Source organism: Pseudomonas fluorescens (assembly GCF_040448305.1).
In the GTDB taxonomy this organism is placed as follows: Bacteria; Pseudomonadota; Gammaproteobacteria; order Pseudomonadales; family Pseudomonadaceae; genus Aquipseudomonas; species Aquipseudomonas fluorescens_BH.
The window spans coordinates 6226034-6238485 of the sequence record NZ_CP148752.1 but is presented as its reverse complement, the minus strand read 5'-3'; the positions used below and the strand labels follow the sequence as shown (position 1 = coordinate 6238485).

At 61.2% G+C, this 12452-nt stretch carries 11 protein-coding genes; 8 read left to right on the top strand and 3 right to left on the bottom strand.

Annotated elements, in window-relative coordinates; translation table 11 throughout:
• Positions 1-179: 179 nt before the first annotated feature.
• The 3 genes from WHX55_RS28505 to WHX55_RS28495 all read right to left on the bottom strand — a co-directional run bounded on the left by WHX55_RS28505 (position 180) and on the right by WHX55_RS28495 (position 3717).
• Positions 180-2081 carry a PhoX family phosphatase gene (locus tag WHX55_RS28505; RefSeq protein WP_150756153.1) on the bottom strand — a complete coding sequence of 634 codons (1902 nt, stop codon included), beginning with the start codon at positions 2079-2081 and terminating at the stop codon, positions 180-182.
• 67 nt (positions 2082-2148) lie between these two features.
• Positions 2149-2913, bottom strand: coding sequence for a TOBE domain-containing protein (locus WHX55_RS28500; protein ID WP_150725165.1), 765 nt, complete (start codon positions 2911-2913; stop codon positions 2149-2151).
• A 63-nt stretch (positions 2914-2976) separates the two neighbouring features.
• The gene (locus WHX55_RS28495) at positions 2977-3717 is read right to left on the bottom strand and encodes a ComF family protein (protein ID WP_353741697.1); all 741 of its coding nucleotides are present in this window, start codon (positions 3715-3717) and stop codon (positions 2977-2979) included.
• A gap of 93 nt (positions 3718-3810) precedes the next feature.
• Here WHX55_RS28495 and bioB point away from each other — a divergent pair, with 93 nt between their 5' ends.
• The 8 genes from bioB (at position 3811) to WHX55_RS28455 (ending at position 12426) form a co-directional block, all read left to right on the top strand.
• A complete protein-coding gene (gene bioB / locus WHX55_RS28490; protein WP_150725167.1) occupies positions 3811-4866 on the top strand; it encodes a biotin synthase BioB in 1056 nt (351 codons plus the stop codon).
• Positions 4867-5047: 181 nt separating this feature from the next.
• Positions 5048-6226 carry an 8-amino-7-oxononanoate synthase gene (bioF, locus tag WHX55_RS28485; RefSeq protein WP_150756150.1) on the top strand — a complete coding sequence of 393 codons (1179 nt, stop codon included), beginning with the start codon at positions 5048-5050 and terminating at the stop codon, positions 6224-6226.
• Positions 6219-6950 carry an alpha/beta fold hydrolase gene (locus WHX55_RS28480; protein ID WP_150725169.1) on the top strand — a complete coding sequence of 244 codons (732 nt, stop codon included), beginning with the start codon at positions 6219-6221 and terminating at the stop codon, positions 6948-6950. The genes bioF and WHX55_RS28480 overlap by 8 nt, the downstream gene beginning before the upstream one ends.
• Complete coding sequence (gene bioC, locus WHX55_RS28475) at positions 6943-7755, top strand: malonyl-ACP O-methyltransferase BioC (RefSeq protein ID WP_150756149.1); 813 nt, start codon at positions 6943-6945, stop codon at positions 7753-7755. The genes WHX55_RS28480 and bioC overlap by 8 nt, the downstream gene beginning before the upstream one ends.
• Positions 7752-8432 (top strand): dethiobiotin synthase, encoded by a 681-nt coding sequence (gene bioD, locus WHX55_RS28470; RefSeq protein WP_150756148.1) that lies wholly within the window; start codon positions 7752-7754, stop codon positions 8430-8432. Before bioC ends, bioD begins: the two co-directional genes overlap by 4 nt.
• 123 nt (positions 8433-8555) lie before the next feature.
• Positions 8556-8852 (top strand): pyrroloquinoline quinone biosynthesis protein PqqE, encoded by a 297-nt coding sequence (locus WHX55_RS28465; protein ID WP_150756147.1) that lies wholly within the window; start codon positions 8556-8558, stop codon positions 8850-8852.
• 277 nt (positions 8853-9129) lie between these two features.
• Entirely contained in the window at positions 9130-10935 is a 1806-nt protein-coding gene (locus WHX55_RS28460) for a phenylacyl-CoA dehydrogenase (RefSeq protein ID WP_353741696.1), read from the top strand.
• Positions 10936-11133: 198 nt separating this feature from the next.
• Positions 11134-12426, top strand: coding sequence for a GGDEF domain-containing protein (locus WHX55_RS28455; protein WP_353741695.1), 1293 nt, complete (start codon positions 11134-11136; stop codon positions 12424-12426).
• Positions 12427-12452 lie beyond the last annotated feature (26 nt).

Here is a 12452-nt window from a genome sequence, read left to right as displayed (position 1 = left end):
GCAGGCTGCTGCGTCCGGCCAGGCATGGTAGCGCAGACGGCGGGGCTTTAGGGGGTGGGCTTGAGATGTGCGTTGTTTGCGCTGACGCCATCGCGAGCGAGCTCGCTCCCACAGGTCATGCGCCAGATTTGAAATCGCGCCAATCCTGTGGGAGCGAGCTTGCTCGCGATGAGGGTCTGTCAGGCGCCGACGATCCCGCCATCTTCCCGCGAAATCGCCATCACCGAAGACCGCGGCTTGCCATTGGGCAGGTGCTCTGGGAAGGTCGAACCACCATTTTCGCCCGGGTGCTGGATCCCGACAAACAGGGTCTTCTGATCCGGCGAGAAGCTGATCCCCGTCACTTCACAACCTACCGGGCCAACCATGAAGCGGCGAATCTCGCCAGTTACCGGGTCGGCACAGAGCATCTGGTTGTTGCCCATGCCGGCAAAGTCTCCGGCGTTGCTCGAATCGCCATCGGTGAGAATCCACAAGCGCCCGGCCTTGTCGAAGCCCAGCCCGTCCGGGCTGTTGAACATGTTCTGCGGCGTGATGTTCGACGACCCGCCTTTTGGTGTGCCGGCGTGAACACCCGGATTACCGGCGACGACGAACAGGTCCCAGGCAAAAGTTTTCGAGCCGTGATCGTCACGCTCGGTGCGCCAGCGCAGGATCTGCCCGTAGACGTTCTTCTCGCGAGGGTTTGGCCCGCCCACCGGTTGCCCTTCTTCGCCGCGTTTAGCGTTGTTGGTCAGCGTGCAGTAGACCTGGCCATCCTTGGGGCTGACCACGATCCATTCCGGGCGGTCCATGCGCGTGGCTTTCACCACACTGGCGGCGAGACGGGCGTGGATCAGCACTTCGGCCTGATCGGCAAAACCGCTGCTGGCGTCGATGCCGTTTTTACCGTGGGTCAGTTCGATCCATTCACCTTGGCCTTTCGGGTGATCGACGTTGCCGTCGCCGGCATCGAAACGCGCCACGTACAGGGTGCCGTGGTCGAGAATGTCGCGGTTGGCCTTGGGGTTCTTGTGGTCGATCTTGTCGCGGCTGACGAATTTGTAGATGAACTCCCCGCGTTCATCGTCGCCCATGTACACCACGGCATGACCGTCGCCGGTTTCGGCCAGGGCGGCGTTTTCGTGTTTGAAGCGGCCCAGGGCCGTGCGTTTGACCGGCGTCGATTTCGGATCGAACGGATCGATCTCCACCACCCAGCCGTGACGGTTGAGTTCGTTGGGGTTCTTCGCCATGTCGAAGCGCTCGTCGTGCTGGTGCCAGTTGATCTCTTTGCTGGTGGCCACCACGCCGTAGCGTTTTTGCGCCGGGTCGAATTTCTGCTCGGCGTTACTGCTGCCGAAGCAGTCGGTGAAGTTCTCTTCACAGGTCAGATAGGTGCCCCATGGCGTCTTGCCATTGGCGCAGTTCTGGAAGGTGCCGAGGGCGTTCCTGCCCTGCGGATCGGCACTGGTTTTCAGCAGGGCATGTCCGGCGGCCGGGCCGCTCAGGGTGATCGGTGCGTTGCCGTGAATGCGGCGGTTGTAGCGCGAGCCCTGGACGAATTGCCATTGGCCGTTCTTGCGCTGCACTTCAATCACCGACACACCTTCGCAGGCCAGTGCCTTGCGAACTTCTTGCGCCGATTGCGGCATGCCGCCGTGGGCGTAGAGGTAGCGGTAGTTGGTGTATTCGTTGTTGATCGCCATCAGCGCCCGGTCTTTTTCGCCCGGAAATTCGAACAGGCTCATGCCGTCGTTGTTGTCGCCGAACTGGGCTTCCTGATGTTCGGCGCTGCCGTTGCCGCTCGGGTCGAACGCCGGGCCGTCCTTGTGCAGAGGTTGGCCCCAGCTGATCAGCACCGAGGACTTGTAGCCCGCTGGCAGGGTGATGGAATCGCTGGTGGCGGCGGCAATGCTGTCGAAACCCAGCAACTGACTGTTGCCGGCGCTGACGCTGGCGGCCATCACGCTGCGGCTCAGCAGGTTGCCGCCGAGGAACATCGCCGCGCCGCACAGGGCACCTGCGCTGATGAAGCCGCGACGGCTGAGGCCGACCATGTTTTCGAGGTCGGTGGACTGGTTTTCTTCTAATAGGCTCATTTCAGGCTCCCTGCGGTTTGTGCAGACACCTTAATGAAGAGTAATGAACCTTTTGTTGCAGTTTTGTTTAAAGCGGCGTGCCCAGCAGAACCCTGGACGGCGAAAACTCCACGCGCACCGGTTTGCCGGACGTCAGCCCCAATGCCTGCAGATGCCTCGATTCGGCCAATGCGCACAGCGTCAGGCCGTTGGGCAGGGTGATGCGCACTTCGCTGGGGCCATCGTCGGCGTCGAGAATTTTTTCGATGATGCCACTGAGGCAATTGTTCCCAGGCGTTTCTGCGGAATCGATTTTCAGCACGTCGAGCCAGCCGGCCTTGATCAATGCCACGACGTCGGTGCCGATTTGCAGCTCCAGGCGCTCGGTGCTGTCGTGGGTGATCTGCGCGTCGACGAGCACGCCTTCTGCGACTTTGAGGCGAATCAGGTCGTTGCGCCCCTGAGGTTCGATCGCCACCACCTTGCCGTGCAACTGGTTGCGCGCGCTGGTGCGCAGCATCAGGCGCCCGAGCAGGTCGAAGTCGCTCGCGTCTTCAGCAGCTTCCAGCACCTGGGCCTGCAAGGCTTGCAGCTTCTGGTACAGGCGCAACACCCGCTCACCTTCGTTGGACAGGCGCGCACCGCCGCCGCCCTTGCCGCCGACAATCCGCTCCACCAGCGGCTTCTGCGCCAGGTTGTTCAGCTCATCGATCGCATCCCAAGCGGCCTTGTAGCTCAGGCCCGCGCTTTTGGCCGCGCGGGTGATCGAGCCTTGTTCGGCGATGTGCTGCAGCAGGGCGATGCGCTGCGGACGGCGGACAATGTGCTGGGACAACAAGGTTGGCAAAGACATGACAAGTCGCTTTGGGTGGTGACGATGGTGAGGACGTTGGTCGCTTGGGCCGCGCGAGTCAAGTCAGGGTGTCTCGCCGGGTTTGGGCGTACGGGCCAGGCAATAGACGTCAACCCTCGCCGCACCGGCGTCCATCAGCAGGCGAGCCAGGGCCTGGGCCGTGGCGCCGGTGGTCAGTACGTCGTCGACCAGGGCCAGGTGCAGGCCTTTGACGACGGCGCCGGGTGCCAGGGCGAAAGCGTTGCGCAGGTTTTTTCGGCGGTCTTGGGCGTTCAAGGCCTGTTGGGCGTCGGTGTCTTGGGTGCGTAGCAGCAACCGTTCGTCGCAAGGGATATCGAGACTCGCACTCAACCAGTGAGCCAGCATCGCCGCCTGATTGAACCCGCGCTGGCGCAGGCGTCGGTTGGCCAACGGCACCGGGATCAGCGCATGGGGACGCAGCAAATCGTCTTCGAAGCGATGTTGCAGGTATTGAGCTAGAAGTTCGGCGAGCAGGCGACCAAACGGCCACTTGGCGTTGTGTTTGAAGCGAGTGATCAGGCTGTCTACCGGAAAGCTGTAGGTCCAGGGCGCAATCACCTGTTCGAAGGCTGGTGGCTGCTTCAGGCAATGGCCGCAGGTCAGGCCTGCAGTCGGGAGCGGTAGGGCGCAGGTCAGGCAGTGATCGCCGAGCCAGGGCAACTCAATTTCGCAGGCCGTGCAGACAGGAGGGATGCCGTCGGACGGTTCATCGCACAAAAGGCATGATTGTTTGTTTTTTAACCAGATGTAAACCGGTCCTTCGTATCGTGGTTGACAGCGCATCGCTCTTCCTTAAATATGCCGAAACAACTGTGAAGCGGCTGTGACATTCCATTACCCAGCCGCATGCCAAAGCATAATTCAAAGGAAACGCCCATGAGTGCCAGCACCACTGCAACCCTGCGTCATGACTGGACTTTGGCCGAAGTCAAAGCACTCTTCGTTCAGCCATTCAATGACCTGTTGTTCCAGGCGCAGACGGTGCACCGTGCGCATTTCGACGCCAACCGCGTCCAGGTGTCGACCCTGCTGTCGATCAAAACCGGCGCCTGCCCGGAAGATTGCAAATATTGTCCACAGTCCGGTCACTACAACACCGGCCTGGAAAAAGAAAAACTGATGGAGGTGCAGAAGGTCCTCGAAGAGGCCGCTCGTGCCAAGGCCATCGGCTCGACCCGCTTCTGCATGGGCGCGGCGTGGAAGCACCCGTCGGCCAAGGACATGCCGTACGTGTTGAAAATGGTCGAAGGCGTGAAGGCCATGGGTCTGGAAACCTGCATGACCCTCGGTCGCCTGGATCAGGAGCAGACCGAAGCGCTGGCCAATGCCGGCCTCGACTATTACAACCACAACCTCGACACCTCGCCTGAGTTCTACGGCAGCATCATCACCACCCGCACCTACAGTGAGCGCCTGCAGACCCTGGCCTATGTGCGTGAGTCGGGGATGAAGATCTGCTCCGGCGGCATTCTCGGCATGGGCGAGTCGCTGGACGACCGCGCCAACCTGCTGATCCAGCTGGCCAACCTGCCGGAGCATCCGGAGTCGGTGCCGATCAACATGCTGGTGAAAGTCGCCGGTACGCCGCTGGAAAATGCCGACGACGTCGATCCGTTCGACTTCATCCGCATGCTCGCCGTCGCGCGCATCCTGATGCCGCAATCCCACGTGCGCCTGTCCGCCGGCCGCGAAGCCATGAACGAGCAGATGCAGGCCCTGGCGTTCTTCGCCGGTGCCAACTCGATTTTCTACGGCGACAAACTGCTGACCACCGCCAACCCGCAGGCCGACAAGGACATGCAACTGTTCTCGCGCCTGGGCATCCTGCCTGAAGCCCGCGAAGAGCACGCCGATGAAGTGCATCAGGCAGCTATCGAGCAGGCGCTGGTGGAGCAGAAGAGCAGCGAGCAGTTCTATAACGCGGCGGTTTGAGTCCATCCACCGACTCCTCTGAGTGGAATGCAAAACCACCTGTGGGAGCGGGCTTGCTCGCGAAAGCGTCGGTTCAGTCGACATCGATGTTGAATGTCAGTCAGTCTTCGCGAGCAAGCCCGCTCCCACATTGGATTGTGTGCCTACCCTGATTTATGTGATCTGACTGTCCGAGGCCTGCATGTCTTTCGATCTCGCCGCACGCCTTGCCGCCCGTCGTGCCGAAAACCTCTACCGCCAGCGCCCGCTGCTTGAAAGCCCGCAGGGGCCGCAAGTGGTGGTCGATGGCCAGCCATTGCTGGCGTTCTGTAACAACGACTACCTGGGCCTGGCCAATCATCCGCAAGTGATCGAAGCCTGGCGTGCCGGCGCTTCGAAGTGGGGGGTGGGCGGAGGGGCATCGCATCTGGTCATCGGCCATAGCTCCCCGCACCATGCCCTGGAAGAAGCGTTGGCCGACCTGACCGGTCGCCCGCGCGCGTTGCTGTTCACCACCGGCTACATGGCCAACCTCGGCGCGGTCACGGCGCTGGTGGGGCAGGGTGATACGGTGCTCGAAGACCGGCTCAATCATGCGTCGCTGCTCGACGCAGGGCTGTTGTCCGGTGCGCGGTTCAATCGTTATCTGCACAACGACGCGGTGAGCCTGGCCAAACGCCTGGAAAAAGCCACCGGCAATACGCTGGTGGTCACCGACGGCGTGTTCAGCATGGACGGTGATATCGCCGACTTGCCAGCGCTGGCCCGAGAAGCCAAGGCCAAAGGCGCCTGGTTGATGGTCGACGATGCCCATGGTTTTGGACCGCTGGGTGCCAACGGTGGCGGCATCGTCGAACACTTCGGCTTGAGCCAGGATGACGTTCCGGTGCTGGTCGGCACCCTCGGCAAGGCGTTCGGTACGGCGGGTGCCTTTGTCGCCGGCAGCGAAGAGCTGATCGAAAGCCTGATCCAGTTCGCCCGTCCCTACATCTACACCACCAGCCAGCCACCTGCGCTGGCCTGTGCCACGTTGAAAAGCCTGGAACTGCTGCGCAGCGAACACTGGCGCCGCGAGCATTTGCAGACGCTGATCCGCCAGTTCCGCCACGGTGCCGAACAGATTGGCCTGGAACTCATGGACAGCTTCACGCCGATCCAGCCGATCATGATCGGGGACGCGGGGCGTGCGGTGCGTCTTTCGCAGATGCTGCGCGAACGCGGTTTGATGGTGACCGCGATTCGCCCGCCGACCGTACCCGCCGGCAGCGCCCGGCTGCGGGTCACGCTGACGGCTGCCCACAGTGAAGCCCAGGTACAGCTATTGTTAAACGGACTGGCCGATTGTTTTCAACAACTGAAGCCGGAGCCAAGCCATGCGTGATCGTCTGATTCTGCTGCCCGGTTGGGGCCTTGGCGTTTCACCGCTGGAGCCTCTGGCGGCGGCCTTGCGAGGCCTGGATGAGCACCTGCACGTCGAGATCGAGCCGTTGCCGGAACTGGCGTCGAGCGATCTTGAAGAGTGGCTCGATGAGCTTGATTCGACCTTGCCGCAAGACGCCTGGCTTGGCGGTTGGTCATTGGGCGGCATGCTCGCCTGCGAGTTGGCGGCCCGGCGTGGCGATCGCTGTTGTGGTGTGTTCACCCTGGCCAGCAACGCTTCTTTTGTCGCTCATGAACAATGGTCTAGCGCCATGCCAGGGGAAACCTTCGATGCGTTTCTGGCGGGATGCGAAGCCGATCCGCGCGCGACGTTGAAACGCTTTTCACTGCTCTGCGCCCAGGGCGCCGAAGACCCGCGCGGATTGTCGCGGTTGTTGCTCGGTGGCGCCCCGAACACCGCCGCGCCGGTGCTGCTCAGTGGTCTGCAAGTGCTCGCGCAACTGGATACCCGACAGGCTTTACAAGCGTTCCGCGGTCCGCAACTGCATCTGTTCGCCGGCCTCGACGGGCTGGTGCCGGCGCAAGCGGCGGGCGAGTTGCTGGCATTGCTGCCGGATGTCGAAATCGGTCTGATTGAACAGGCCAGCCACGCGTTTCTCCTGGAGGATCCCCACGGTGTGGCGGGGGCGATCCAGGCCTTTTTGCATGAGTCCGGCGATGACTGATCTATCCTTTCCCAACCTGCCCGGCGCCTTGCCTGACAAGCGCCAGGTAGCAGCATCATTCTCCCGCGCGGCGGCCAGCTATGACAGCGTGGCCGAGTTGCAGCGTAATGTCGGCAGCCAATTGCTCAAGCGCTTGCCGCAGGACTTTGTACCGCAGCGCTGGCTGGATCTGGGCTGCGGCACCGGGCATTTCAGTCGTGCCTTGGGTGAGCAGTTCCCGAGCAGTCACGGTGTGGCGCTGGACATCGCCGAGGGCATGCTCAACCACGCCCGGCCATTGGGCGGTGCCGCGCACTTCGTGGCCGGCGATGCCGAGCGATTGCCACTGCAGGATTCGACCTGCGACCTGATCTTCTCCAGCCTGGCGGTGCAGTGGTGCGCAGACTTCGACTCGGTGCTCGGTGAAGCCTTTCGGGTGCTGAAACCGGGTGGCATTTTCGCGTTTGCTAGTCTGTGTGTAGGGACGTTGTTCGAATTGCGCAACAGCTGGCGGCAGGTCGACGGGATGGTGCACGTCAATCGCTTCCGGGCGTTTGGTGTTTACCAGCAGTTGTGTGCGGCCAGCGGCTTGAGGGTGCTCAGTCTGCAAAATCTCGCGCACGTGCTGCATTACCCGGATGTGCGCAGCCTGACCCATGAACTCAAGGCGTTGGGTGCGCACAATCTCAATCCCGGGCGGCCCGGTGGCTTGACCGGCCGGGCGCGAATTCTGGGTCTGATTGAGGCTTACGAGCAGTTTCGTCAGGCCCAGGGACTGCCGGCGACTTATCAAGTGGTGTACGCCGTTTTGGAGAAACCCTTATGAGCGCAGCCTATTTCGTCGCCGGCACGGATACCGATGTCGGTAAAACCACGGTCGCCGCGGGGCTGCTGCATGCGGCGCGTTCGGCGGGTTTGAGCACGGCGGCGGGCAAGCCGGTCGCGTCCGGTTGTGATGTGACGCCCAAAGGCTTGCGCAACGCCGATGCACTGGCCTTGCTGGCGGAGTGTTCGCTGCCGCTGACCTATGCACAGGTCAATCCGATGGCCTTCGAACCGGCGATTGCCCCGCATCTGGCGGCGCGAGAGGCGGGCGTGGCGCTGACGGTGCAGTCGTTGCTGGCGCCGATGCGGCAGATTTTGAGCATGCAGGCGGACTTCACCCTGATCGAAGGCGCCGGCGGCTGGCGCGTACCCTTGGCGGATCAGGACAATCTGTCGGACCTTGCCATCGCATTGAAGCTGCCGGTGATCCTGGTGGTCGGCGTGCGGCTGGGGTGTATCAGCCATGCCTTGTTGACCGCCGAAGCGATTGCCCGGGATGGTTTGCAGCTGGCGGGATGGGTGGCCAATATCATCGACCCCAAGACCTCGCGGCTGGAAGAAAACCTGGCCACCCTTGCCGAGCGCATCCCGGCGCCGTGCCTGGGGCGTGTGCCTAAACTCAAGGCGGTTACGGCCGAGGCAGTGGCCGAGCACTTGCAACTGGACCTGTTGGACTGAGGTTTGTCGCATGCGGGCTTTGCCTATGACAAGGCACTGTGCCATTAGTGTTTTTGTCGAGTGTTTTGCCGGCCACTCTGCTTCAATGGCCGCTGTTGATCCTTTGAAAGGACGAGTTCTCCCATGGAAATCTCAGGAAGCACCGCTTTTTATGCCGGTCTGAGCACCCTTCAGGCAGGGCAGAACCGTGTCGATCAAGCCGCCGGGCAGATCGCCAACACGACGATCGAGCGTTCGGTCACCAGCCAGTCCTCCGAGGCACAGGTAGATCGTCTGCGATCGGTTGATCGCAGCCGGCAATCGGACCTGAGCAGCAACGTGGTCGAAATGGCCCAAGGCAAGATTCAGGCGGAGCTGGGTGTGAAAGTCGCCAAGGCAGCCGACGAAGTGCTCGGAACGTTGATCGATACCTACGCTTGATTGCTTGCTGATACAGCACCCTCAACGCCGCGCCTGTTCGCGGCGTTTTTCTGCGTAAGTCTTTCTTGCTCAACTAATCTTTTCAGTGTGGCGGGCTGCTTCGAAAGCGCGGCTGCGCTGTCGTGTGCCTGTGTGTCCAAACCTGCGATGACGAACGGCAAAAGATCGACGCTTGACAAGATTTGGGCGTAAACGTATGTTTCAAACAACTGTTTGATCGCAACAACAAATCCATGCGGTCGTTCATTCCCGGTTACATCAGCAGAGGTTTATCGCTATGCCTGACTACAAGGCCCCCTTGCGTGATATTCGCTTCGTTCGTGACGAGCTGCTCGGCTACGAAGCGCACTATCAGAGCCTTCCGGCTTGTGCCGACGCAACTCCGGACATGGTTGACGCCATTCTCGAGGAAGGCGCCAAGTTTTGTGAGCAGGTACTGGCTCCGCTGAACCGCGTGGGCGACATCGAGGGTTGCACCTGGAGCGAGTCCGGCGTCAAGACCCCGACTGGCTTCAAGGAAGCCTACAAGCAATTCGTCGAAGGCGGCTGGCCGAGCCTGGCTCACGACGTAGAGCACGGCGGCCAGGGCCTGCCGGAGTCTCTGGGTCTGGCCATCAGCGAAATGGTTGGCGAGTCCAACTGGTCGTGGGGCATGTACCCGGGCCTGTCGCACGGTGCGATGAACACCATTTCCGAGCACGGCACCCCTGAGCAGCAAGAGGCTTACCTGACCAAGCTGGTTTCCGGCGAGTGGACCGGCACCATGTGCCTGACCGAGCCGCACTGCGGCACCGACCTGGGCATGCTGCGCACCAAGGCCGAGCCTCAGGCCGACGGTTCCTACAAAGTATCCGGCACCAAGATCTTCATCTCGGCCGGTGAACACGACATGGCCGACAACATCGTCCACATCGTACTGGCCCGCCTGCCGGATGCACCGGCCGGCACCAAAGGCATCTCCCTGTTCATCGTGCCGAAGTTCATGCCGAACGCCGATGGTTCGGTTGGTGCGCGTAATGCCGTGTCCTGCGGTTCCCTGGAACACAAGATGGGCATCCACGGCAACGCTACCTGCGTGATGAACTTCGACGGCGCTACCGGTTTCCTGATCGGCCCGGCGAACAAAGGCCTGAACTGCATGTTCACCTTCATGAACACCGCACGTCTGGGTACCGCGCTGCAAGGCCTGGCCCACGCCGAAGTCGGTTTCCAGGGCGGCCTGAAGTACGCTCGCGACCGTCTGCAAATGCGCTCGCTGACTGGCCCGAAAGCGCCAGACAAAGCCGCTGACCCGATCATCGTCCACCCTGACGTACGCCGCATGCTGTTGACCATGAAGGCATTCGCCGAAGGCAATCGTGCGATGGTTTACTTCACCGCCAAGCAGGTCGACATCGTCAAGTACGGCGTGGACGAAGAAGAGAAAAAGAAAGCCGACGCATTGCTGGCTTTCATGACGCCAATCGCCAAAGCCTTCATGACCGAAGTCGGTTTTGAATCGGCCAACCATGGCGTGCAGATCTACGGTGGTCACGGCTTCATCGCCGAGTGGGGCATGGAGCAGAACGTCCGCGACAGCCGCATCTCGATGCTGTACGAAGGCACCACCGGTATCCAGGCACTCGACCTGCTGGGCCGTAAAGTGCTGATGACCCAAGGCGAGGCTCTGAAAGGCTTCACCAAGATCGTCCACAAGTTCTGCCAGACCAACGAAGGCAACGAAGCGGTTCAAGAGTTCGTCGCTCCGCTGGCAGCGCTGAACAAGGAATGGGGCGAGCTGACCATGAAGGTCGGTATGGCCGCCATGAAAGATCGCGAAGAAGTCGGCGCGGCCTCCGTGGACTACCTGATGTACTCCGGTTACGCCTGCCTGGCCTACTTCTGGGCTGAGATGGCGCGCCTGGCTGCCGAAAAACTGGCTGCCGGCACTTCCGAAGAGGCGTTCTACACCGCCAAGCTGCAGACTGCGCGTTTCTACTTCCAGCGCATCCTGCCGCGTACTCGCACTCACGTCGCAACCATGCTGTCGGGCGCCAACAACCTGATGGACATGAAAGAAGAGAACTTCGACCTGGGCTACTAAGCCTTAACGAAGTACTTGAAAAAGCCGCTGCGCCTTCGGGACCAGCGGCTTTTTTTGCTTTAAAGGTTGTCGGTGGAAAAAATACTTGTAACGCCCTTTGAAAAATACCTCACTAATTCACTCAGCAACTCGGACTTTCTGCCGTTACAGTAGTTGGCACATTGCCATCAATTGAACTGACGGGTCGGAGCTTTACCCTTGCTGCGTTCTTCCGCTGTGCGTTTCAGTCATTTCCTGCCGTCATTACTGCTGTTGTTGGCGGGACTGGCGGCTGCTTACATCAAGGATCTGAACGTCTTCTTCACGTCGCTGTTCAACGTGCTGCCCACCCTGGTGTTGTTGCTCGGTGGCGCCTATTGCGCGGTGTACCGACGCCAGCGTGAACTGTTTCTGATGGTCACGGTGTACATCGCCTACTTCCTGCTCGACACCCAGACCGACTATTACCGCGACAACGGCAAGGTGCGTGACGATGCCGCCGTGGTCTTTCATTTGTGTTGCCTGCTGCTGCCGCTGCTGTTTGGCGTGTTCGCGGCGTGGCAGGAGCGCACCCATCTGTTCCAGGACATGGTGGCGCGATTTGCGGTCTTGCTCGCGGTCGGCAGCGTGGCGCTGGGGCTTGAGCAAAGTTATCCACACGCGCTGCTGATCTGGCTGTCGGAGATTCGCTGGCCTGCCTTGCATGGCGCCTGGATGAGCCTGATCCAGTTGTCCTATCCGGTGTTCATTGCGGCGTTCCTGCTGCTGGCCTGGCAATACTGGCGCAACCCGCGCCCGCTGCATGCCGCGCAATGGGTGGGGCTGCTCGGGTTGTTCTGGATGTTGCCGAAAACCTTCATCTTGCCATTCACGCTGAACATCATGTGCAGCCAGGTGATGCTGATGATCGCCGCCGCCGTTGCCCACGAAGCCTATCAAATGGCCTTCCGCGACGAACTGACCGGGCTGCCGGGCCGTCGTGCGCTGAATGAGCGCATGCAACGGTTGGGGCGCAACTACGTGTTGGCCATGAGCGACGTCGACCACTTCAAGAAATTCAACGACACCCATGGTCACGACGTCGGCGACCAGGTGCTGCGACTGGTGGCCAGCAAACTGTCGAAAATCGGCGGAGGCGGTAAGGCGTATCGCTATGGCGGCGAGGAATTTGCCCTGGTGTTTGCAGGCAAGACCCTCGAAGAGTGCATGCCGCATCTTGAGGTCATCCGCGAGTCCATCGCCACTTACAACATTCAATTGCGAAACCAGGAAAACCGCCCGCAGGACGATAGTCAGGGGCGCCAGCGGCGTGCCGGTTCGGGTGCGTCGAGTGTATCGGTGACAGTCAGTATCGGCGTTGCCGAGCGGATCGATCAACGCACCCCGGAAGAGGTGCTCAAGTCCGCTGACCAGGCGCTCTACAGCGCCAAGGGCGCCGGGCGCAACTGCGTGATGGCGTTCGGGCAGAACCGCCGTGGCGCCGTGCGCATGGACGCTGCCATGGTTGAGTGATGATGGCGCATTCAGCGAGCGCAAAG